The sequence below is a fragment of the Kribbella sp. CA-247076 genome (assembly GCF_050942445.1).
In the GTDB taxonomy this organism is placed as follows: Bacteria; Actinomycetota; Actinomycetes; order Propionibacteriales; family Kribbellaceae; genus Kribbella.
Genome location: NZ_CP192051.1, coordinates 4,926,821 through 4,949,741, shown reverse-complemented (window position 1 = coordinate 4,949,741; position 22,921 = coordinate 4,926,821). Strand labels below are relative to the sequence as shown.

At 69.2% G+C, this 22,921-nt stretch carries 18 protein-coding genes; 9 read left to right on the top strand and 9 right to left on the bottom strand.

All coding sequences use genetic code 11. The annotated features are described in order from the left end of the window. Positions 1 to 20: 20 nt before the first annotated feature. A complete protein-coding gene (locus ACQPYZ_RS23235; protein ID WP_433159699.1) occupies positions 21 to 668 on the bottom strand; it encodes a response regulator in 648 nt (215 codons plus the stop codon). Positions 669 to 738: 70 nt separating this feature from the next. Then, positions 739 to 2,739: a histidine kinase gene (locus ACQPYZ_RS23230; protein WP_433159696.1), complete on the bottom strand. Its 2,001-nt coding sequence runs from the start codon at positions 2,737 to 2,739 to the stop codon at positions 739 to 741. A gap of 146 nt (positions 2,740 to 2,885) precedes the next feature. On the opposite strand from ACQPYZ_RS23230, the gene ACQPYZ_RS23225 reads away from it, so the two are divergent. Genes ACQPYZ_RS23225 through ACQPYZ_RS23215 form a run of 3 tightly spaced genes read left to right on the top strand, consistent with a single transcriptional unit; the run spans position 2,886 to position 5,026 of the window. Continuing rightward, positions 2,886 to 3,284 carry a hypothetical protein gene (locus tag ACQPYZ_RS23225; protein ID WP_433159693.1) on the top strand — a complete coding sequence of 133 codons (399 nt, stop codon included), beginning with the start codon at positions 2,886 to 2,888 and terminating at the stop codon, positions 3,282 to 3,284. An 8-nt stretch (positions 3,285 to 3,292) separates the two neighbouring features. After that, positions 3,293 to 3,982, top strand: a complete 690-nt coding sequence (locus ACQPYZ_RS23220) for a hypothetical protein (protein WP_433159690.1) — start codon at positions 3,293 to 3,295, stop codon at positions 3,980 to 3,982. 57 nt (positions 3,983 to 4,039) lie between these two features. After that, positions 4,040 to 5,026 (top strand): methyltransferase domain-containing protein, encoded by a 987-nt coding sequence (locus ACQPYZ_RS23215; RefSeq protein ID WP_433159687.1) that lies wholly within the window; start codon positions 4,040 to 4,042, stop codon positions 5,024 to 5,026. Here the strand turns inward: ACQPYZ_RS23215 and ACQPYZ_RS23210 are convergent. Both ACQPYZ_RS23210 and ACQPYZ_RS23205 read right to left on the bottom strand, forming a co-directional pair. Continuing rightward, on the bottom strand, positions 5,023 to 6,078 hold the full coding sequence (locus ACQPYZ_RS23210) for an alpha/beta hydrolase family protein (RefSeq protein ID WP_433159685.1): 1,056 nt from the start codon (positions 6,076 to 6,078) through the stop codon (positions 5,023 to 5,025). The genes ACQPYZ_RS23215 and ACQPYZ_RS23210 overlap by 4 nt on opposite strands. Further along, a complete protein-coding gene (locus ACQPYZ_RS23205; RefSeq protein WP_433159683.1) occupies positions 6,075 to 6,941 on the bottom strand; it encodes a DMT family transporter in 867 nt (288 codons plus the stop codon). The genes ACQPYZ_RS23210 and ACQPYZ_RS23205 overlap by 4 nt, the downstream gene beginning before the upstream one ends. A 123-nt stretch (positions 6,942 to 7,064) precedes the next feature. Here ACQPYZ_RS23205 and ACQPYZ_RS23200 point away from each other — a divergent pair, with 123 nt between their 5' ends. After that, positions 7,065 to 7,976 (top strand): LysR family transcriptional regulator, encoded by a 912-nt coding sequence (locus tag ACQPYZ_RS23200; RefSeq protein WP_433159680.1) that lies wholly within the window; start codon positions 7,065 to 7,067, stop codon positions 7,974 to 7,976. A 255-nt stretch (positions 7,977 to 8,231) separates the two neighbouring features. After that, a complete protein-coding gene (locus ACQPYZ_RS23195; RefSeq protein ID WP_433159677.1) occupies positions 8,232 to 9,596 on the top strand; it encodes an FAD-binding oxidoreductase in 1,365 nt (454 codons plus the stop codon). 143 nt (positions 9,597 to 9,739) lie between these two features. Here ACQPYZ_RS23195 and ACQPYZ_RS23190 read toward each other — a convergent pair whose 3' ends face one another. The 4 genes from ACQPYZ_RS23190 to ACQPYZ_RS23175 form a co-directional block, all read right to left on the bottom strand. After that, a complete protein-coding gene (locus tag ACQPYZ_RS23190) occupies positions 9,740 to 10,561 on the bottom strand; it encodes a hypothetical protein (protein WP_433159675.1) in 822 nt (273 codons plus the stop codon). Further along, the gene (locus tag ACQPYZ_RS23185) at positions 10,558 to 11,394 is read right to left on the bottom strand and encodes a hypothetical protein (protein WP_433159672.1); all 837 of its coding nucleotides are present in this window, start codon (positions 11,392 to 11,394) and stop codon (positions 10,558 to 10,560) included. The genes ACQPYZ_RS23190 and ACQPYZ_RS23185 overlap by 4 nt, the downstream gene beginning before the upstream one ends. A gap of 190 nt (positions 11,395 to 11,584) precedes the next feature. Further along, complete coding sequence (locus tag ACQPYZ_RS23180) at positions 11,585 to 12,124, bottom strand: dihydrofolate reductase family protein (protein ID WP_433159669.1); 540 nt, start codon at positions 12,122 to 12,124, stop codon at positions 11,585 to 11,587. A 16-nt stretch (positions 12,125 to 12,140) separates the two neighbouring features. Then, positions 12,141 to 12,704, bottom strand: a complete 564-nt coding sequence (locus ACQPYZ_RS23175) for an NADPH-dependent FMN reductase (protein ID WP_433159666.1) — start codon at positions 12,702 to 12,704, stop codon at positions 12,141 to 12,143. Between the two features lie 129 nt (positions 12,705 to 12,833). Between ACQPYZ_RS23175 and ACQPYZ_RS23170 the strand changes: the two genes are divergently transcribed. After that, positions 12,834 to 15,881 (top strand): BTAD domain-containing putative transcriptional regulator, encoded by a 3,048-nt coding sequence (locus ACQPYZ_RS23170; protein WP_433159663.1) that lies wholly within the window; start codon positions 12,834 to 12,836, stop codon positions 15,879 to 15,881. Positions 15,882 to 15,954: 73 nt separating this feature from the next. After that, the gene (locus ACQPYZ_RS23165; protein WP_433159660.1) at positions 15,955 to 17,466 is read left to right on the top strand and encodes an LLM class flavin-dependent oxidoreductase; all 1,512 of its coding nucleotides are present in this window, start codon (positions 15,955 to 15,957) and stop codon (positions 17,464 to 17,466) included. A 4-nt stretch (positions 17,467 to 17,470) separates the two neighbouring features. Here the strand turns inward: ACQPYZ_RS23165 and ACQPYZ_RS23160 are convergent, their stop codons facing one another. Continuing rightward, positions 17,471 to 18,097 carry a DUF6308 family protein gene (locus ACQPYZ_RS23160; RefSeq protein ID WP_433159658.1) on the bottom strand — a complete coding sequence of 209 codons (627 nt, stop codon included), beginning with the start codon at positions 18,095 to 18,097 and terminating at the stop codon, positions 17,471 to 17,473. Between the two features lie 219 nt (positions 18,098 to 18,316). Between ACQPYZ_RS23160 and ACQPYZ_RS23155 the strand changes: the two genes are divergently transcribed. Further along, a complete protein-coding gene (locus ACQPYZ_RS23155; RefSeq protein WP_433159655.1) occupies positions 18,317 to 22,453 on the top strand; it encodes a DUF6531 domain-containing protein in 4,137 nt (1,378 codons plus the stop codon). Next, positions 22,450 to 22,821 (top strand): hypothetical protein, encoded by a 372-nt coding sequence (locus ACQPYZ_RS23150; protein ID WP_433159652.1) that lies wholly within the window; start codon positions 22,450 to 22,452, stop codon positions 22,819 to 22,821. The genes ACQPYZ_RS23155 and ACQPYZ_RS23150 overlap by 4 nt, the downstream gene beginning before the upstream one ends. Positions 22,822 to 22,921: the final 100 nt, after the last annotated feature.

Genomic DNA, 22,921 nt, shown 5'->3' with positions numbered 1-22,921 from the left:
TGATCGAGTGGTGGATGGGGTCAGGTCGAGTCGGCGCCTCCCAGGCCGGCGTTGCGGGCCTGGATGATGGCGGTGGCTCGGTCGGCGATGCCGAGTTTGGTGAAGATCGTCGACACGTTGTTGGCGACGGTCTTGGCCGCCAGGTCGAGGCGGTGGGCGATGGCGGCGTTGGAGAGGCCGGCGGCGAGCAGGTCGAGGATCTCGCGCTCGCGCGTGGTGAGCTCGGGGAACGGGTCCGCTGCCGGTGGCGGGGCGGAGAAGAAGCTCAGCACGCGGCGGGCGACGCCGGGGCCGAAGATCGCCTCGCCGGCGGCGACGGCGCGGATGGCGCGGGCGATCTCGTCCTGCTCGGCGCCCTTGACCAGGTACCCGCGAGCCCCGGCGCGCATCGCGGCGAACACCGAGTCGTCGTCCTCGAACATCGTCAGCACGAGTACGGCGACGTCCGGCGCGGACCGCGCCAACTCACGGGTCGCGGCGAACCCGTCGAGGTCGGGCATCTGCAGATCGAGTACGGCGACGTCCGGGCGCGACGTGATCACCTCGCGAACCGCCTCCCGCCCGGTCGCCGCGACGCCCACGACCTCGATCCCGGGCAACGACGTGAGCAGAGCCGACAACCCGGCCCGGACCACCGGATGATCGTCCGCCAACACCACCCGAATCATCCGCCCTCCCAACCGTCCGCACGAATCACCAGCCCGCTCCCGGACCAGTCTCCACCCCTGGAGCAGCCGATCATCGACGTTCCAAGGGGAAAGTGGCTCGGACCACGCCGCCAGTCGGTGACGGGCCGGCCTCGAACTGGCCGCCGAGTTCGGCGGCGCGTTCGCGCATCGCGTGCAGGCCGACGCCCGGCCGCCACGCGCCGTTCGGCGGTCCGTCGTCGGTCACCTCGACCTCGAGATCGTCCCCACAACGCAACGCCAGTACGGCGTACGTCGCGTGCGAGTGCCTGACGATGTTCGTGAGCGCCTCGGTCGCGATCCGGTACGCCGCCACCTCGAGGGCCGCCGGCAGAGCAGGCAGCCCGTCCGCCGCCACCTCCACCTGGATCGACGTCCCGTCGGCCCGGAACGACAGCTGATCGGCGCGTTGGCGCAGAGCTCCGACGAGCCCGAGTTCGTCCAAGGCCGGCGGCCGCAGATCGTCGACAAGTCGTCGTACGTCGGCGATCGCCAGCCGGGTGTCGCTGCGCAAGGTGCTGAGCAGTTCGCGTGCCCGGTCGGCGTCGGTGTCGACCAGATTCGCGGCCGCGTCGGCGGTGAACGCGACCCCCGTCAGCGTCGGCCCGAGTCCGTCGTGCAGATCACGGCGGAGGCGACGCCGTTCCTCCTCGCGCGCCGACACCAGCTTCTCCCGGGACGACTGCAGCTCGTCCGACAAGCGCGTCGCGTGCACAGCAACGGCCAGCGGTACGGCGACCAGCCCGATCACACTGCGATCGGTCGACGACAACTCGGACTCGCCGGATCGCAAGCCGACGTGCAACGAGCCGACCGCGCTTCCGCCGTACTCGAGGTCCAGCGGTACGACGTCGACCGGTGGCGTACCGTCCGCGGCGACAATCGTATTGTCGACAATCAGACCGACGTACGGGAAGCGGAGCGCGGATCGGATGGCGGCGACGACGCCGGGAAGGTCGCCACCGAAGCCGCCGGGACCGGGTCCGGCGGACAGTTGCCGGCCGACGCGGGAGGCGACCAGGGCGGGGTCGCGGCGGTCGCCGTACAAGGCTCGGTCGACGAGTCGCTGCAGGCGGGGCAGGATCGGCGCGATGATCAGCGCGACCAGGACCGTGATCGCGGCGGACCGCCCGACCTGCGAGGAGATCAGTGAACCCAGGATCGCGGCCAGCGCCGCATAGGAGCCGACGGCAACCAACGACAGCAGCGCCCAGGTCAGTGCGCGCGACACGACGAGCCTGATGTCGAGGAGTTGGTAGCGCACGATCGCGACCGCGACGGCCACCGGGATCAGCGGGATCGCCAGCAGGACGAGGATCGGGGTGCCGGCGACGAACGTCCACGGCGTGACGAACAGGACCGCGATGACAGATGCCAGCAGCAACCACAGGAGTTGCCGACGGCCCATTTCGTCGGCCCGGCGGTAGCGGATCGTCAGGCAGGTGATGGCGAGTGCCAGTGCGACCAGGTTGCGGAGTTCGGTGATCGTCCACAGTGGTGCGAGGGCGTCGTACGACGAGATCTTCAGGTAGCCGGGCGGGAGGTTCTCGCCGGGCGCGGTGCCTTCGGCGGTCATCTCGAGGACGAACAGCGGCGAGGTGGCGATGATGCCGATCGCCGCCCAGCGCCAGCGGGGCGAGAGCAGGCGGCCGGTCGGGAACAGCAGGAGCGCGAGCGGCAGGAAGAGGCCGATCGACCACGGCCAGGCCGCCATCGACAGCGTGACGACGAGGCGCTGAGCGACCAGGGGCGCGTCGGCCTCGACCATCAGTTGGCTGATGGGCGTGGCGACGGCGGTGGTGGCGTGCCCGATCCCGTCGGCGATGAAGAGCCAGCCGATCGGATTGCCCGGCCGGTGCCAGGCGATCACGGCACCGCACAGGCCGAACGTGAGCCCCATCAACCCGTTGGTCACCACGAAGGCCTCGAGCAGGATCTGCCAGCCCCAGCCCACGACGGCCGCGAGGATCAACGCCGCGATCACCTCCGCGACGACGAACGCGCCGAGCCCGCCCGCCAGGCGCCGGCGGGTCGGATGCTGTGAGGCCTTCATACCGGAAGTGTGCGCCCGGAAGTGTCCCGGCGTCTCGGGAACGCGTTCCCGGGCCGGTCGGGGGATCGCCCGGATCCGAGGGAGCGCACGCCCAGGTGCCCCGCCGGCCGGGTGGCGGACAGTGCTGGGCAAAGAGAGGGGAAAGCATGTCCAGCAAGAGCAGTTTGTCCAGGTTGAACAAGGCCGGCTTGATCGTCCTCGCACTGGTGTCGGTCGTCGACGTACTGACGCCGGTGCTGACGGACGGGGAGCATCCGCCGATGGAGATCGCCGTCGGTGCGGCCGTCGTCGGTCTCCTCAGCCTGGTGCTGATCGGGATCGCGTGGCGGGGGAAGCGGTGGCCGTTGGCGCCGCTCATCACGCTGCGGCTCGCGTCGGCGCTCCTCGCGGTGCCGGCGTTCTTCGCCTCCGGCGTACCCGCACCAGCCGTCGCGGCCGCGGGAGTCGGGGTGGCGGCGACCATCTTCGGGGTCGTTGCGGTCCTGCTGCCCGCCCGAGTGCCGGCGGAGCAGGGCTCGGAGTTCGTGCAGGGCGGTGTGCGATGACTCAGACGATGACGCGTACGACGGGCGCCGACGTACGGGCGGTGTCGCGGTGGTTCGCGGCGATCGTCCTGCCGATCGGGCCGGCCGCGATCGCGCTGCTGCGGTACCTGCTGCCGTACGACACCACGGACGATGCGGCGACAGTCACCAATAAGATTGTCGACAATCTCGATCGCGGTTCGCTCGTGCTGTGGCTCGGATTCATCGGGATCCTGACACTGGTGCCCGGTGCATACTTCGTCGGGCGGGTCACCCGGCGACGGGCGCCGTGGTTGACCGCGGTCGCGTTGCTGCTCGTCGTACCGGGGTATCTGGCGCTTCCGTGGACGGCGTCCAGCGACATCTTCATCTGGTCGGCCGGGACGGCGGGGCTGGATCCCGACGCGATCACCCGGGCTGCGGAGGCTACGCACGGTTCGATGGGTGCAGCTGCTTTCGCGTTCGTGCTCGGGCACGTGATCGGCACGATTCTGCTCGGGATCGCGATGTGGCGCTCGCAGTTGGTGCCGCGGTGGGCGGCGGTCGCGACCGCGATCTCGCAGCCGATCCACTTCGTCGCCGCGGTCGTCGTGGTCAGCCACACGCTCGACCTCGTCGGCTGGGGGCTCCAGGCAGTCGGGTTCGCCGCGGTGGGGTGGGCGATCCTCCGCATGCCTGACGACGACTGGGAACCGTCGCCCACGGAGCCGCCGAACTGACAGGGCCGGCTCGGACTCGTCCGGCGCTACGCTCGATCCCATCGAAGGGGGAGTGGGATGACGGAGACGGACGAGTCCGAGTTCGGGCTTTCACGGGGAAGTTTCAAGCTCGCGGATGTCGAGGCGCAGGATCTCGCGAAGCTGACCATGATCCTGGATCAGATGGCGCAGCAGCCCGCCGTACAGACCTTGAGGCGGTGGGCACTCGAGCAGTTGGCCCCGACCATCGGCGAGACCGCGATCGATGTCGGCTCGGGTACGGGCGAGGACGTCGTCGAGCTCGCGAAGCTGGTCGGCCCCACCGGCCGAGCACTGGGCATAGAACCAAGCCCAGCCCTCCGAGCCGAAGCAACCCGCCGAGCCGAAGCGCTTGACGGAGCCGAGGCAGGGCCTTGGGCCGGGCCGGTTGGCGGAGGTGGGGCTGGTCGCGGCCCCGGGACGGTTCGTGGAGCCGAGGTGGTTGGCGGGGCCGAGGCAGTCCCCGGAGCCGGCGCTGTTCGTGGTGCTGAGGCAGACGGCGGTTTGGCTGGGGTGGAGTTTGTTGACGGGTTTGCGGGGGCTTTGCCGCTTGGGGCGGGGTCTGTGGACGTGGTGCGGTGTGAGCGGGTGCTTCAGCACGTGGCCGATCCGGCGGGCGCTGTCGCGGACATGGCGCGGGTACTGCGTCCCGGTGGGCGGATCGTGTTGATCGACACGGACTGGGCGACCGCGATCGTGCACCCGGCCGACCCCGCCGTACTGCAACGCATGGTCGACCTCTTCCTCGCCGAATCCGCCAACCCGTACTCGGGCCGCCAACTCCGCGGCCTGCTCGCCGGCGCCGGCCTGGAGATCACCGGCGAGACCGCGGCCACCTGGATCGAACGACAGGAAGGAGCCCGCCAGGGCTTCGCGTCGATGATGCACCTCGCCGCACTCACCGCCGGCGTCATCACCAAACCCGAGGCCGACGCCTTCGCCCAGGGCCTCGCCGAAGCCGCCGACCGCGGCGCCTTCCACCTCTCCCTCACCATGTACGCCGTCAGCGCGCGCAAGCCCAACTAGAGCCCGTGTTGTTTGAGGAAGGTGACGGTTCGGGCCATGGAGGTGGGCCAGGCGGGGCCGAAGGCGTGTTCTTCGCCGGGGTAGGTGTAGAGGGTGGCGGTCTTGCCGGCTGACTTCAGCGCGGCGAGGGCCTCGCGGGACCAGGCGATCGGGCAGGTCGAGTCGGACTCGCCGTGGTGGATCAGGACGGGGTCGGTGACCCGGTCGAAGAAGTTGATCGCGGACACGTTCCGCCAGAACGTGGGGTTGCGCGTGGGTTCGCCGTACGCGCGCAGGATGGTCGACGCGATCGGGCGGTCGTTGCGTTGCCAGCGGTTGAAGTTGTCGGCGGCATCGGCGCTGACCGGTGCGAACACGACCGCGGCTTTGATCAGACCGGGCTGGGCGACCAGGGCGTTGTAGGTGACGCCGCCGCCCATCGACCGGCCGAGCATGCCGATCCGGTTCGGGTCGACCGACGGAGAGGTGCGCAGGGCGAGGACGGCGTTGATCGCGTCCTCGGTGTACCCGAGCCGCAGGTTGAGGTCGCTGCGCGGGTCGTCGGTCGACTGCGCGTGCCCGCGGTAGTCGGTGTGCAGTACGACGTACCCGCGGCGGGCGAGGTAGTCCTGCTCACGCATCAGGCCGCGGCCGTTGGTGTAGACCGCCGGGTCGATGTAGCCGTGGTTCAGGACGAGGGCGGGATGCCGGCCGGGGGTGCGCGGGACGTTCATGATGCCGGAGATCGTCAGCGAGCCGCTGGAGTACGTCACGTAGTACCGGGTGTAGGCGGAGTTGCGGGCGAGCACGCGCCCGAGCCGCAGGTTCCGGCCGTCGTACTTCTTCGTCATCATCGCCTGCAGCGAGACCGGGTGCGGCGCGACGGTCGGCTTCGCGGGCGGCGCCGGCGTCGAGGGCGCCGGCGTACTCGGAGGAGCGGATGACGTGGTGGGAGTTGAGGAGGTCGCGCTCGGAGTGGACGCAGGGGGTGCCGCGTCGTCCTCGGAGGTACAGGCGACGGCGGCCGTCACCACAAGCGCAACGACTCCCGCCCACGTCATCCGCCGGTTCATACCCTCAAGTCTGCCGCCGCGTCCGCAGATCCCGGCGAAAGTCCAGACAACGATTGACGGCGCGGCCACTGCACGATCAGTACGGCGGCCAGCACCAGCGCCCCGCCGAGCCACTGGATCACGCTGAGCGTCTCGCCGAATACAGCCGCCGCCGCGACCACCGTCACCACCGGCTCGAGGATGGACAGGATCGAGGCGACCGACGGACCGACCCGGGCCATCCCGGCGAAGAACAGCAGGATCGCGCCGACCGTGCTGACGAGCGACAACGCCGCCAGCCAGAACCAGCCGGCAGGGGCGAAGGTCAGAGCGGTGCCCCCGCGGAGGAACCCGAAGATTACGAACGTGCCGAAGGCCCCGATGCACACCAGAGCGGTCAGAGCGAGCGGCGGTACGTCGGCAGTCACGCGATCGCCGACGAGGATGTAGCCCGTGTACGTCACGGCAGCGCCCAGGGCCAGCAGAGCGCCTTGCCAGACGAAGCGTCCCGTCATCGCCCCGCTCAGCACCAACGCGATCCCGGCCAGCGCGATGCCCAGCGCCCAGACCCGTCGCCGCGACGCGCGCTCGCGCCCGAGGGCGATCGCGCCGGCCATCACGAGGACCGGGTAGAGGTAGAGGATCAGCGCGACCATCGATGCGTCGATCCTGGCCAGCGCGGAGAAGTAGAGCCCGGACTGGGCCGCGTACCCGAAGACGCCCATGCCGAGGCCGGCCAGTACGGCGCGACGCGGGAGCCGACGCAACGCGCCGCGAGCCAGAGCGATCACGATCAGCACCCCGCCGGCCAGCCCGAAGCGGACCAGCAACAGTGCATCGACCGACACACCCGCGTCGTAGGCCAGCTTGCCGAACACAGCCATCGCCCCGAAACTGGCGGCGGAAAGTAAGCAGAAGAGGCGTCCCACGGCATCGATGGTCCCGGTGGTCAACCGTTCAGGTCCATCTCATCTTCTTGGACAACAACGTGTAGCTATGCTGAACGAATGCTGGATCTCCATCGGCTGCGACTGCTGCGCGAGGTGCACGGCCGGGGCACTGTGCACGGCGCCGCCCGCGCGCTCGGGTACACGCCGAGCGCGATCTCGCAGCAGTTGGCGGTGCTGGAACGCGAGGCGGGTACGCCGCTCCTCGAACGGATCGGCCGCAACGTCCGGCTGACCCCGGCCGGCCAGGTTCTGGTCCGGCACGCGGCGGCACTGCTCGAAGGGGTGGAGGCCGCGGAGGCGGAGCTGGCGACGGTCGCCGCTGGGCGGGCGGCCGGGGTGGTGCGGGTCGCGGCGTTCCAGTCCGCGTTCCTGCGCATCGTGGCGCCGGCGGTGCGCGCGTTGGCCGCGAGTCACCCGGACATCCGGATCGAGGCCGCCGAGGTCGAGGTCGAACAGGCCGCACCGGCGCTGCGGTTGCAGCAGTTGGACGTGGTGGTCGGCGACGAGTACGACGGTCAGCCTCGAGCGGTGCACGCTGACCTGCACCGCGAGCGGCTGCTCCGCGAACGCATCCACGTCGTCCTGCCCGCCGATCATCCCGAGGCCGGCGCCGACCGCGTGCCGATCGCGCGACTGGCCGACGTACCGTGGGCCGCTTGCCAGCCCGGCACCGGGCACCGGGAGATGCACGTCCGCGTCTGCCGCGAGCTCGGCGGCTTCGAGCCCGACCTGCGCTACAGCTCCGACGACTTCCTGATCCTGCTTGAGCTGGTCCGCACCACCGGCGCCGGGGCGCTCCTGCCTGACTTGGTGATTGGGTACGGCGCTCCTGGTGTCGCCGTCCGCCTTCCGGCTGAGGGTGAGGTGGGCCGGGAGATCTTCCTGCTCACCCGCCGCAGCCGTACGCCGGCCGTGGCCGCGGTAGCCACCGCGTTACGGATCGCTGGCGACGGCGAGGACGTGACGTAGCCGGGGTCAGGCTGGGTCAGGCATTGACGGATCTTGCTCGGAGCGGGAGGGTCGGGTTGGAACGGGTGAGTTCTGGGGGAGGTCCGGCCGCCCGTCGGGGGTTCATGCGCTCTCTGGGGTGGGGTTCGCGCTGCGCTCGACGGCGACGGCCGGTCTAGCGGCGCCGGGGTGGTGCCGCGAGGTGGCGGCGCCGGTGGTGCCGCGAGCTGGCGCTGTACTGCGGCGCTGATCTTGACGTGAGGCCGTGGAGGGGTCATGGGCACGATCGAGGATTTGAGGGGACGCACCAGGGGACCGGTCTTCACCGATGGCGACGACGGGTACGACGAGGCGCGCCGGGTGCACAACGCCATGCACGACCGGCGTCCGCGGGTCGTGGTGCGGTGTGAGAACGCGGGTGACGTGATGGCCGCGGTGGATTTCGCCCGGACCAACGAGTTAGATCTGGCGGTGCGCGGTGGCGGACACAGCGTGCCTGGGTTCGGCACGGTCGACGACGGTGTGCTCGTCGATCTGAGGGGCATGCGGAACGTCCGCGTCGACCCGGTGAACCGGACCGCCCGCGCCGGCGGAGGGGCGACCTGGGGCGACTACAACGCGGCGACGCACGCGTTCGGGCTGGCGTCGACGGGCGGCATCATCTCGACCACCGGGGTCGGCGGTCTGACGCTCGGCGGCGGCATCGGGTACCTCGACCGTGGTCTCGGGCTGTCGTGCGACAACCTGATCTCGGCGGACGTGGTGACCGCCGACGGGCAGTTTCTGATCGCCAGCGAGAAGGAGAACGAGGACCTGTTCTGGGCGCTGCGCGGTGGTGGCGGCAACTTCGGCGTGGTGACCGCGTTCGAGTTCCGGCTCGCGCCGGTGTCGACGATCTACGGCGGGCCGATGCTGTTCGAGATGTCGGACGCGACCGCCGTACTCGCCGGGTACCGGGACATGATCAAGGACGCGCCCGAGCAGCTCGGCGGGTTCCCGGCGTTCCAGATCGCGCCGCCGCTGCCGTTCATCCCGGAGGACCGGCACGGTGACGTGTTCACGCTGATCGTCGGGTGCTGGGCGGGTGACCCGGAGCGCGGCGAGGCCGAGATCTCCCGGTTCCGCGAGTTCGCGCCGGTGGTCGCCGAGATGGTCGGGGCGATGCCGTACCCGGCGCTGAACAGCGCGTTCGACGAACTCGTCGGTCCGGGGCTGCAGCACTACTGGAAGGCGAACTTCGTCACCGAACTCACCGACGAGGCGATCCAGGCGCACCTGCGGCACGCGCCCGGCCTGCCGGCGGTGAACTCGACCGTGCACATCTACCCGATCAACGGCGCCTGTCACCGGGTGACGCCGGACGCGACCGCGTTCGCCTACCGGGACGCGAACTTCGCGACCGTGATCGCCGGCATGTGGCCGGACCCGGCCGACAACGAGGCGAACATCCAGTGGGTGAAGTCGTACTACGACGACGTCGCACCGCACTCCGAGGCCGGCGGCTACGTCAACTTCATGGCCGACGACGACCAGGGGCGGATCCGGGACAACTACCGGCAGAACTACGACCGCCTGGTCGAGGTCAAGCGCAAGTACGACCCAGGCAACCTCTTCCACCTCAACCAAAACATCATGCCCTAAGCAACAAACAGCGGGGCCCGCACACCGGGCCCCACCGTCCTGCCGTGCTGTCCGCCCGCTAAACGCGCGGCACGCTCGCCGACGGGCTGTTCTCCGGCCGACGTGCTAGTTGGCCGGACGCGTCCTGGCTGGTTGGCTGCGGGTCACATAGCGAGTAGGCGCTGGAAGAAGGCGCGGTACTTCTGCAGGGCGGCGCGCAGGTCCTCGGTCGAGGGCTCGCCGTTGTTCCACTGCTGTTCCAGGCCCTGGTGCTGCTGCTCGAAGCTCGCCGACAGGCGCTTCAGCAGGTCGTCGACCAGCTTGTCGGCCTCACTCACCGAGTTGCGCGGGTCGTCCACGAACCCTTGCTGGATGACCTCCCACCGGGTCCGGAAGTCGACCACGACATCCTCCGCAACCAACGGCTCCACCGCCGCGGTGCCACCACCGCCCGCCGTGCCGCCGCCGGTCGCGACGGTCCGGTCGCCGGTCGCCGCGGTCTGGTCGCCGGTAGCCGCCACGGCCGGGTCGCCGGTCGCGGCTGTGCTGTCGCCGGTCGCCGCTCCGGTGCTGGTCCCGGTTGCGGCCCCGGCCGACCAGTCGGTCCCAGAGTCCCGATCGAGCGCGTCCCGCCCCGACCTGTCCCGATCGAGCGCGTCCCGGTTCATGGCATCCTGGTCCATCCCACCCTGGCCCATCGTGTCCCGGTCCGTCGTGCTCGGACCCGAGCCGTCGCGGTCGAGCGCGTCCCTGTCCATCGCCTCGCGGTCCAGTGCGTCCCGGCCGGCGGTGTCTGCGTTCGTCGTACGGCGGTCGTCGTGGACGTCCGGCGTACCTGGGGTGTCGAAGGCGCCCGCCGTACGGTCACGGTCCGCCGGGTCGCGGTCGAGTGCGTCGCGGTCGTCGCTGGCCAGCGCGTCGCGGTCGGCGTCCGTCATGCGGCGGTCGTCCGTCTCGCTCAGCGGGCGGTCGTCTGGCGTGGTCATGCTTGCTCCTTGGCGTCGGTTGAGTGCGAGCGGGCTGTCCGGCTCACGTCCCCACTCCGGCTCGCGTCTCGGCTCTGCTCCTCGTCTGCTCTCCGGTCCAGGTCTCCGCGCAGGCCCGCGTCCCCGGGTCGCCTCGCGTCTGCGCTCGGGTCCACGTCTCCGCGCAGGCTCGCGTCCCCGGGTCGGCTCCCGTCTGCCCTCGGGTCCACGTCCCTGTTTTGGCTCACGTCTCCAGCCGGGCTCATGTCTGGGCTCCGGTCGACGTCCTTGCTTCGGTCCGTGTCTCGGCTCTGGCTTGCGTCTCGGCTGTCGGCGAGTAGGGCTTCGACCAGGTAGCGGTAGGCGGTGACGGCCTGGCGGAGTTCCTCGGTGTCGGTCTCGCCCTTGGCCTGCGCGACCGCGACCCGGTGGGCGTCGCGGTAGTGCGCCGCGACCTCCGGGTGGTCGACCGAGATGTCGTTGACCCGCTGGTCGAACTCGTCGACCGGGTAGCCGGCCTCGCGCATCATCCGCAGCACGAGCTGGTCGGCGTCGGCGACCGCGGCCGCGGGCTGGTCGACGAAGCTCTGCTGCACGCGCGCCCACTCGGCCTTGTACTGCTCGGCGGACTCTCTGCTCAACGGAGTGATGTCGAGCTTCGACACGCGACGTTCGCGCTCACGCAGTTCGCGTTCGGCGCTGCGCCGGTCGCCCGACTGTTCGATGGTGTGGTCGTACTCCGGGCCGAACCGCTGGCGCAGTTCACCCGAACGTCTGCGCTGGTACATGAACAGCAACGCGGCCGCCGCGAGTACCACCACGACGATGATGACGACGGTCAGGACGGTATCCATCAGACCTCCAGTCCGATTGGCTCTCTGCAGACCTGCGATCTGGAGGGATCGCGAGGACTTGTGGCAGGCGGTCCCCGCGCCGCCTCACATCCCCGAGGCCGAACCGGTACCCAAGGTGCTCGCGGAGCAAGCAAGCGTCCGGCCGGCCACCCAGTGGGTGACCGGCCGGACGCTGTGTGTGGCCGTGCGATCAGGCCTTCGGGCCCAGCTTGTGGACGACGATGCCGGACTTGAACGTGGTCGTGCCGAGCAGTTCGAGGTGGGTGATGTCGATGTCGAGGCCGTCGAACAACTTCGCCCCACTGGCGAGGACCGGAAAGATCCAGAAGTGGTACTCGTCGACCAGCTTGTGCTCGAGCAGGGTCTTGGAGAACTCGCCGGTGCCGTACTTGATCAGGTCGCCGCCGTCCTCCTGCTTGAGCTTCTTGACCGCTTCCGCCGCGTCGCCTTCGAGCAGCTGCGCGTTCCAGGTCGTCTCGGTGATCGTCCGCGAGGCGACGTACTTCGGCATCGCGTTGAACCGGTCGGCGACCGGGTCGCCGGCGCGCTGCGACCAGGCCTCGGCGAAGCCTTCGTAGGTGACCCGGCCGAGGACCTGGGCCTCGACGTTGTCCAGCAGGCTCGCGTTGTAGTCGTTGTGCTCGTCGTCCCAGTAGGGACCGGACCAGTCCTGCGGGCTGTCGATGACGCCGTTGGTGGTGACGAACGTGGACTCGATCAGCTTCCTCATGATTCTTCCTTCTTTCTTACTGTTGGTAAGGACGTCGGGTTCGCGCGTCCAGGAGCGCCTGGGCCCACCAGACGAGCTGGTCGAGCATGAGCTTGGCCTGGGCTTCGTAGCCGGCGGCCGGCCGTGGCCAGTCGCCGTCTGCGGTGAACTGCTCCCAGTAGCAGGGCAGTGCGACCGTGTTGCGGATGGTGACCGCCTGGAGTTCGGTGAAGACCTGCCGCAGCTGGGCCGTGGCGTACAGTCCACCGGTCTCCCGGCCGTAGCTGACGATCGCGACCGGCTTGGCGTGCCACTCCTCGTAGAACCAGTCCAGTGCGGTCTTCAGCGGTGCCGGAAAGCTGCAGTTGTACTCCGGCGTGACCACGGCGAATGCATCCGCGGTGGCCAGCCTCGGTGCCAGTACGGCGACCTCGGCGGGGGTCTCGTCGTCGGTGTCGGGCAGGGTGGCCGGCAGGTTCGCGCCGGCCAGGTCGATCAGGTCGACCTCGAACTGCTTGGCCGCCTGCTCGGCGATCCAGTGCGCCACCGTCGGTCCGAACCGCCCGTTGCGGGTGCTGCCGATGATCACTGCCAGTCGCATCTGCTGCCTCCTTCCTGATGTCCCAGACTCTGCCGGAAGCCGTTTACGGTTTCTTTCCGGTCGGCCGTAAGGCGCCAGGGCGACGGCGGGACGAGCCGGAGGGCCGGTCTGCCGGGTTAGGGTGCGGCCATGCGTTTCGGGGTGCTGGGGCCGGTCACGGCCTGGACTGACGCGGGGGAGCCCGTCACCATCCAGGGGTTGAAGGTGCGCGCCCTCCTGGCCGACCTGCTGGCCCATGAGGGCCGTCCGGTCCCGGCCGACCGCCTCATCGACGACCTCTGGGGATCACAGCTGCCCGGCAACCCGGCCGGAACGCTCTCTGCCAAGGTCTCGCAACTTCGACGCGCGTTCGAGGACGCCGAGCCCGGTAGCCGCGCACTGGTGAAGTCAGGCCCGGCCGGCTACTCGATCACCGTCGACAGCACGTCGTACGACGCTCTGACCTTCGCGGACCGGATTGCCGCCGGCCAGCTCGGTGAGGCTCTCGCACTCTGGCGCGGCCCGGCGTACGCCGACTTCGCGGACGAGGCGTTCGTGGAGACAGCCGTGGCCCGGCTGAACGAGCAGCGGCTCACTGCAGTGGAGACCTGGTCCGATGCCTCCGTGAGCGAGCTGGCTGCGCTCGTAGCCGAGCACCCGCTGCGTGAGCGACTGCGGGCGAGCCACATGCGCGCGCTGTACCGGAGTGGTCGGCAGAGCGAGGCCCTGGACAGTTACGAGGACCTGCGGCGACTGCTCGCGGACGAGCTCGGTCTGGACCCCAGTCCGGAGCTGGTGGCGTTACACCAGTCGATCCTGACCCAGGAGCTGCCCAGTCGTCGCTCCAACCTTCCGGCGCAGCTCACCGAGCTGATTGGTCGTGCGGACGCGTTGGCCGACGTCAGCTCGGCGCTCGCGTCCTCACGGCTCGTCACGCTCACCGGTCCCGGGGGAGTCGGCAAGACGCGGTTGGCACTGGCTGCCGCTGCACAGGTGACTGAGCGCTTCGCCGACGGTGTGATCCTGGTTGAGCTGGCTGCGGTGACGCCTGCTGCTCTGTCGGTCAGCAGCTCGCTGACGGATGCAGTCCAGGCCGCACTGGATGTCCGCGAGCTTGCCGGCCCTGCTGAGAACGTGGTGGAGCGACTGGCCGCGGTCATGGGCTCACGGTTGCTGGTGCTCGACAACTGCGAGCAGGTCGTCTCAGAGGTGGCCGAACTGACAGACCGTCTGCTGGCCGCTGCTCCGGGCTTGCGGGTCCTGGCAACGAGTCGGGAGCCGTTGGGACTGGCCGGCGAGGTCGTGTGGACCGTGCCGACCCTCGACGTACCAGGACGCGACGCCGAGCTCGATGTGGTCGGTCAATGCAGTGCGGTGCAGCTGTTCGTGGCGCGGGCCTCAGCTGCCGCCCGGGACTTCACCCTGTCGGCTGAGACGGCCGCAGACGTTGCCGTGCTCTGCCGGCGGCTCGACGGGATCCCCTTCGCGCTAGAGCTCGCCGCAACACGAGTACGGGCGCTTGGAGTCCGCGGACTGGTGGCGCGACTGGACGACCGGTTCCGGTTGCTGGCAACGGGACACCGGGGTGCGGCGCCCCGGCAGCAGACTCTGCTCGCCATGATCGACTGGAGCTGGGAACTGCTCAGCCCGGACGAGCAGGTGGTCCTGCGGCGTCTCGCCGTACATGCGGACGGGTGTACGCCGGATGCCGCGGCGGTGGTGTGTGCTGAGCCCGGAGTCGACGTACTGGATGTGCTGGTACGGCTCGTCGACCGGTCGCTCGTCGTACCGGTGCAGGCATCGGAGGGACCGCGATACCGGCTGCTGGAGTCCGTGGCGGCGTACTGCACGGAGAAGCTGCTTGAGGCGGCTGAGCTGGAGACAGTGCAGCAGCGGCACCTCGAGTACTACACCGCCTTCGCTGAGGAAGCTCGGCCGCACCTGTACGGCGCTGAGCAGGGTCGATGGCTGCAGTTGCTCGACGAGGACACGCCCAACCTGAGGTCGGCCGTGGACCGGGCGGTTGCGTCAGGCCAGTTGGACTTGGCAGAGCGACTGGTGGACTCACTGGCCTGGTACTGGTACCTGCGTGGCCGGAGTGCCGAGGCCCTGCGTTCGTTGGCGGCTGTGCCGGACTCCGCTCGGGCTGGTGCGTGGCGGGTCGGTTTCAGGTACGTGCAGGGAGACAGTGGTGCTGCACGCGAGCGAGACCGTTGGCTGGACGGTGCGGACGCCCACGCGCAGTGGTGGATCGCCTTTGCCGGCAGCGATGTCGGGGACCTCGGCACGTGCCAGGCGCTGCTCGAGGCCGCGCTGAAGACGTTCGAGGCGGACGACGACCAGTGGGGTGTCGCGGCGGTGCTGACAGCGCGTGCGAAGTTCGCACACGTGCGGTCAGACGTGGCCGCGCTGTACGCCGATGCGTCGGAGAGCGCACGCATCTTCCGTTCGCTCGGCGACCGCTGGGGCGTACTGCAGGCAACGAGTTGGCTCAGCGCGCATGCAGAGATCACTGGCGACTTCGACAAGGCTGCGCGGCTGCAGCGCGAGGGTGTCCAGCTGGCCGAGGAGCTGGGGCTCTGGCCCGAGCTTGCAGGGTCGCTGGGGATGCTGGGCTGGACAGACATCAGGCAGGGTGACTACGAGGGCGCTCGGGCACACGCCGAGCGTGCCCTTCGAGTGGCGACCGAACAGGACCAGCGCTCGACACAGGCTCTGGCCGAGATCGTGCTGGCGTTCGCCGCACGTCGTACCGGCGCGCTGGACGAGGCCGAGACGCGCCTGCGCGCGCTGGTGGACGAGGCCCGTCAGCACGAGGAGGCGGTCCTCTACCTGTCGATGGTGCTGTCCGAGCTGGCCTACGTGATGGAGCTCCGCGGCGACCCGGAGGCCGCGCTCAAGCTGCACGTCGAGGCCTTCCACATCTCGGAGGAGTACGAGTCGCTGCGGGGAATGGCCTGGTCGCTGGAGGGCATCGCCGCGTGTCTGCCCGACAAGCAGGTCGCGGCCCAGCTCCTCGGCGCGGTCGACACGATCCGGACGACGGAAGGCTTCGTGGTCGCGCCGGCCGAGGGGAGCGACAACTCCCGGGCCGCGGCGGCCGCCCGGGCCGTCCTGGGAGACGCGGCCTATGAGATCGCCTGGGACCAAGGGACAACCCTGTCCGCGGACCAGGCCTTCCGGCTGATGGCTGGTTAGCAGATGTTCTTGGCTTGAGATTATTAGTCCAGCGAAGTAGTTTCGTGGTCAGGCAAACGGTGAAAGGTGAGCCATGGACTACGGCCACGAGTTGGTCTTCGGTACGTTCCTGACCCCCGCGATCGACAACCCGGCGAGGGTCGTCGCGCTCGCGCAGCTGACCGAGCAGGTCGGCCTGGACCTGGTCACGTTCCAGGACCACCCGTACCAACCGCGGTTGATGGACGCCTGGACCTTGCTGTCGGTCGTCGCCGCTCAGACCGAGCGCGTCAAGGTCGCCACCAACGTCGCCAACCTCCCGCTGCGTCAGCCGGTCGTGCTGGCCCGCAGCGTCGCCACCCTCGACCTGATCACCGGCGGCCGGGTCGAGCTGGGCCTCGGCGCCGGCGGCTTCCTGGAGGCGGTCGCTGCGAACGCTGGGCCTCGTCTGACCGCCGGCCAGAGCATCACCGCGCTGGAAGAGGCCATCGCGATCATGCGCGAGGTGTGGACACCGGAAGGCGGCGGCATTCGCCAGTCCGGCAAGCACTACAACCTCGCAGGTGCCAAGCGCGGGCCGCGCCCCGCCCATGACGTGGAGATCTGGCTGGGCGCCTACAAGCCACGGATGCTCGCGGTCACCGGACGACTGGCTGACGGCTGGCTGCCGAGCAGCGCGTACGCCGGGCCGGACCAGCTCGCCGCGATGAACAAGACCATCGACGAGGCCGCCGAGGAAGCTGGACGCGACCCTGCGTCGGTACGGCGGCTCTACAACCTGTCGGGGCGGTTCGACGGACGCGGTGGCGGGTTCCTGCAGGGACCCGAGGAGCTGTGGATCGACCAGCTCGCGGAGCTGACGCTGGGCGAGGGCATGAGCACGTACATCCTCGGCTCCGATAATCCGGACGACATCCGGCGGTTCGCCGAGGTCGCGGCCGGAGTGCGCGAGGCGGTCGACGCTGCGCGGTCCGGTGCTCCGGTGGTTCGTTCGGAGGCTGACAGCGGTGGGTTCTCCGTTGTGCCGACTCCACCTCCCGCCGTACGACGGAGCGCCGTACAGCTGCTGGACGAGTCGGAGCGGCCGACCGGGCCGGCGTTGGATCCGTCGCGGACGTACACGCCGTACCAACTGCAGTCCGGTCAGCACCTGATCGACGTACACGACCATCTGCGGGCTGAGCTCGAGCAGGTGCGTGATCTGGTGGAGCAGGTGGCTGCCGGGTCGATCGGTGTCGGGCAGGTCCGGTCGCACATCAACACCATGACCATGCGGCAGAACAACTGGACGCTCGGGACGTACTGCGAGTCCTACTGCCGGCTGGTGACCACGCACCACTCGCTGGAGGACGCTTCGCTGTTCCCGCACCTGCGGCGGGCCGATCCGGCGCTGGTCCCTGTTGTGGACCGGCTGGAGGAGGAGCACCGGGTCATTCACGACGTATTGGAAGGCGTCGACCAGGCGCTGGTCGCGCTGGTCGACGGGTCGGGGAATATCGACGGGCTGCGCGCAGCGGTCGACCTGCTGGACGACACGCTGCTCTCACACCTGTCGTACGAGGAGCGCGAGCTGGTCGAGCCGCTGGCGCGGCTCGGGGTTATCTAGCGCTCTACTTGGCCTCGCCCAGGAGGGAGGCGAGGATGTCGAGGAGGCGGAGGGTGGGGACTTCACCCAGCAGGCGTGCGGCGGACGTGGGCGGCTCGGCGATCAGGCGGACCTGCAGCAGCTTGAAGTCGCGCACGTTGGCCGGGTTGACCAGGTCGTTGTGCACCGCGGTCAGGAACTCCGCGCCGGCCGACGCCGAGCCGTAGGTCATCCGGATGAAGCTGTCGGTGACCGGGTAGAGGTACGGCCGCTTGAGGTGCAGCAGCTTCGACTTCTTCGCGTGGCCGAAACCGCGGTGACCGGTGAACTTCTCGTCCAGCGCCATCGCCGCCTCGAACAGCTCACTGCCCGGCGTCGCGTCCTCCAGCCGCGCGTCGACCGGGATTGCCGCCAGCTCCTTCTCCGCGTCCACCTCGAGCAACCACGGGATGTCCATCGCCCGCAGGTCGGCGCCGATGACCATCGTGCGGGCCAGATCCTCGAGCGTGACCTGGTTCGGGTCGGACCCCCCGACACACGTCATCCCCGGCAGACCGTCGTAGTAGCGCAGTACCGCGCCGTTCGTCTCGGCGTACAAGCGCAGCTGCGCTATCGCCTCGTCGACGACGATCTTCCGAGTACCGATGTTCATGAGCCACACCCTCACACTCTTGGTGGCAGACCCGCCAGCGGGCGGACCATCATCCGAACGATTCCCTGACTCCGTTTCCGCAGATCGTAGGCGACCCCCCGCTCACCCACACCCCTGGGTCACTTCCCGATATCCACAACCCGTAACCACCCGCTCGCAGGACCCCGGATTCTCCATAGACTCTGAGTAACACCCCATCAACCGAGCGGAGGCGCGCCGATGTCGTTGGCCAGGCGGCTGTTCGCCTCGCTCCTGCCTCTACTGCTGGTCGTCCAACTCCTCTCAACTGCTCCTCCGACGGCGCAGGCAGCGCCTCCAGGGACGTGCGTCCACGTCGACGTGAGCGTGACGGCAAGCGGTCAACTGCTGACCAAAGGCCCGCAGATCGCGCACGACGGCGGGTTCGCCCACGCCGGCACCGGGCAGACCTTCACCTTCCAGGCCCGGACCTTCGCCCCGTCAGGCAACATCTGCACGATCCAGCTCACCGACGCGCGCACCTGGAACGTCAGTGCCTGGCCGTGTGAGAACCATCCGGCACCGAAGCCCGCGCGCACGCAGTCCCTGACATGGACCGTCACAGTGCCGGTCGACTGCGCGTTGACGAGTTCACCTGGCCTGCTGACGGCGTCCCTGACGAACGACAAGGGTTCGGCCGGCGGCAACGTGATGATCTACGCCGGCGCGCCGGGCTTCGTCCTGCCGGATCTCCAGGCGCGCGGTCTGTTCGGACCGTTCGCCCTGCAGTCCGACCCGGTGAACTCGCTGACGGGTGCGCTGGTTGCGTCCGAGACTGATGCCTCTGTCGACGCACTCGGGGTTCCGCTGACCGTCGGCCGGACCTACAACTCGAACGACGACGAGGCGGGACCACTCGGCGTCGGATGGCGTCCGTCGTACTCGGACCGTCTCGCGATCGATGCCGAGGGAGCGCGGTACTTCGCCTCGGACGGACGCGTGATCGGGTTCGACCGGCAGGGGACCGGGTTCGTGGTCGAGCGCGGTGTCGCCCGCTTCCGGCTCGCGCGGTCGGGCAGCGAGTACCTGCTGACCAGTTTCGACCAGCTGCGGATGCGCTTCTCGGCCGCCGGGGCGCTGGTCTCGATCGTGGATCGCAACGGTCAAGGAGTGATCGTCGAACGCGTCTCGGGGCGCGTGGCAACGGTGACCAACGGCCGCCGGTCGCTGTCGTACGACTACAACGAGCTCGGACAGATCGCGTCCGTCCGGTTGTCCGGGCCGGGCGTGGAGCCACGGACCGTGCGGTACGAGTACGCCGACGGCCGCCTGACGGGGGTGACCTCGCCTGGCGGGATCCGGACGCGGTACGAGTACGTCGACGGCCGGTTGACGTCGGAGACCGTGGGGGACGCGACGAAGCCGGCGTTCGTGACGGAGTACGACGACGACGGTCGGGTCGTGGCCCAGACCGACGCCAAGGGCGCCAAGTCGACGTGGTCCTGGGATCCGGCGGGCGTCCGCGGGACGTCGACCATGACCGATCCCGGCGGCGGGAAGTGGATCAACGAGTACGAGCGGAACTGGCTCGTCCGGCAGACGGACCCGACCGGCGCGACCGTCACCTTCCACTACGACGCGGGCGGCAACCTCATCCGGGTCTTCGACAGTCTCGGCCACGGCGCGCGCCATACGTACGACGCTCTCGGCCGGGTCGTGTCGTCGACGGATGCGGCCGGCGCTGTCACGCGTCGGACGTACAACGGCTCCAACGACGTCGTCGCGACGATCGATCCGCTCGGTCGCCGGACGACGTACTCGTATGACGCTCGCGGCAATCCGGTCGGTGTGACGTACGCGGGTCGCACGTCGGCCGTCGTCTATGACGGGCGCGGACTGGTGACGCAGTCGCGGGATGCACTCGGCCGCGTCACGCGGTTCGCCTACTCGGGCGATGGTGACTTGGTGGCCGTCACTGACCCAGCGGGGCGCGTCACACGGCTCCAGCACGATGGCTGGGGCCGGCTGACCAAGGCAACCTCGCCACGCGGCGCCGTCAGCACCTTCACGTACTCCGCCGACGACCAGCCACTGGAGCAACGTGGGCCGCTGAACGTCACGAACCGGCAGACGTACGACGGGCAAGGCCGCCTCGCGACCGTGGTGGACGGTCGCGGCAACACGACCTCCTTTCGCTACGACTCGGCCGGTGTTCTGATCGGCCTCACTCGACCGTCGTTGCCTGAGGCCACGGCTGAGTTCGACTCGTCCGGCCGGCTGACGAAACGCGTCGACGCCAGTGGCCGAGCGCAGACCTTCGAGTACGACGGTGCCGGCCGGGCGACTGCCGCTACCTATGGCGGTCGCACTTGGCGCTTCAGCTACGACAAGGCTGGGCGGCTGATCCGGACCACGCTGCCCTCAGGCAAGTCGGCCTCGTTCACGCTCGACCCGCGCGGGGCGATGACGCGAATCGCCTACTCCGACGGGACGCCTCCGGTCAGCTTCACGTGGGACGCGGTCGGTCGCCGTACCTCGATGACCGACGGAGTTGGCACGACCCGCTTCGGGTACGACGCCTTCGATCAGTTGACGTCGAGCACACGGCCCGGTGCGTCGGTCGCCTACCGCTGGGATGCCGTCGGCAATCTGATCGCGCGCACCGCTGCCGGCCGGACGGAGACCTACACCTGGGACGCCGTCGACCGGCTGAGCTCGGCGGCCGTCGACGGCAAGCCACTGGCGTCGTACCGCTACGACAAACGGGGCACCGTCACTACCACACGCCCCGGCAGTCTCACTGAGACTCGCTCGCTCGACCTGCTGGGCCGGACCACCTCGCTCGCGTTGACTCGTGGTGGTCGACCGTTCCGCACGATCACGTCGTCGTACGACGAGGCCGACAACCTGATCCGCAGCGACGACTCGGTCGCCGGCAAGTCGTCGTACACCTATGACGCGGTCAATCGGCTGACCGGCGTCTGTTACGGCGTCGACCAGTGCACCGACGACGCCCAGGACTTCATCCGCTACGACTACGACGGCATCGGCAACCGCACCTGGGAGCAACGCCCCACCGGCAGCACCTGGTCCCTCTACGGTCCATCCAGCGAACTCATCGCTTCCACCACCGCCCCGTCGACGTACCCGCTCGACCTGCCCACCGCCCGCCTCCACACGTACGACGCCGACGGCAACCTCACCTCCGACGGCAAGACCACCTACACCTGGTCCGCGGCTGGCAAACCAGTCACCTCGACGACTGCCGGCACTCGAACCACCTACACCCACACCGGCGACGGCCGCCGCTCGACCTCCACGACCGGCAACCAAACCACGCAGTATGTCTGGGATCCACTCTCACCGCAGATCCTCGCGACCTCCACCACCCGCACCCCTACCCGCTACCTCTATGGCACCGGCCTGCTGGCCCAGACCACCCCCACCGCCCTCACCCCTCTGACCACCACTTCCGCAGGCACCCTTCTAACCACCGCCACCGCAGCTCCCACCCATCACGCCTACGACCCCTACGGCCTCCCGCGCTCCAACCCTTCAGCCACTGCCGACGCTCCAACCCCCGGCTACATCGGCGCTCTGAAGCTCCCCACCGGCAACTACCTCCTCGGCCAACGCGAGTACAACCCCGCCACTGGCACCTTCCTCACCCCCGACCAAGGCGGCTCCCTCAACCCCTACGCCTACACCTCCGGCAACCCCCTCAAATCCACCGACCTCCAAGGCCTCTCCGACATAGAAGGCACCCTCACCGACGTCTCCAACATCTCCGCCTACGCCTCCACCGCAGCCCTGGCCGGCGCCGTCACCTGCACGGTCGTCCGAGCCTGCGCCCCCGCCATCCCGATCTTCATGCAGGTCTCCGCCGCCACCGGCGTCCTCTCAGCCGGCACCTCTGGAATCCTCTCCACCCAAGCCTGCGTCGTAAAAGGCAACTGCTCCCACCTAGCCGCCGACGTAGCCGTAGGCGCCGTAGCCAGCCGCTTCCCGGCCCTAGGCCGGGCATCCGAGGTCGCCAGGGCCAGCTCGGCGAGCCGCCGAGTTGGCGCGGCGGATGGTCGGGCAGTCTTGAAGTACGACGCGAGCGCTGTTCTCGGTCGCATGACGATGGGCGGCACAGCGAAGGCGTCCGACCTGGTCGCCTTCGGTGATGCGCAAGGCTGGGTCCTCACCCAGACAAAGACTGGTCCGATGATCTTCGTCGATTCCGCAGGAGTGAAGCGCATGACAATCAAGAAGGGAACTCCTCGCGCGCCCGGAAGCGGTTTCCCACATGTAGAGGTTCGTGATTCCACGGGACAGCGCATTGATCCGTTCGGCAATGCGGTGACACGTAAGAGTCCTGGGAACCACATACCGATCGAGTGGGATCTGCCGTGATTGAGTACGAGGACATGCCGGGATTTGAACACTTCGTGCTAGAAGAGTCGTTCGTCCTCGACGTGGCTGCGAAGCCTGGCTCAGTCAAATTCCGGTTAGAGGTCGTGCTGACACCGGACCATCCGAAGTATGTGGCGCCTGGCCCGGACTCCTACCTCTGCTATCGAGACGGCCGCCTCGAGTTCGACGGAGTTACCGAGCTCGAATGGACCGGGCAGGGAGCACCGCCGGCGACCGATGCGTCCGGTGAGACCGACTACGGTCACATCGACACGATGACGTGGGACTCGGGTCTGTACGAGTTGACCGGTGACTGGGGCCAGATGAAGATCTGGGCCGCCTCGGCTCAGGTGGTGCTGGACGAGTGACGCCGGCAAGGAACTCCACGTCTTGCTGCAGACGGATGGCTCGCCGGCGCCGATCGGCGCGTTGCGCTGGCTGCTCAGGGCCGCCGGCGCGACCTCGATC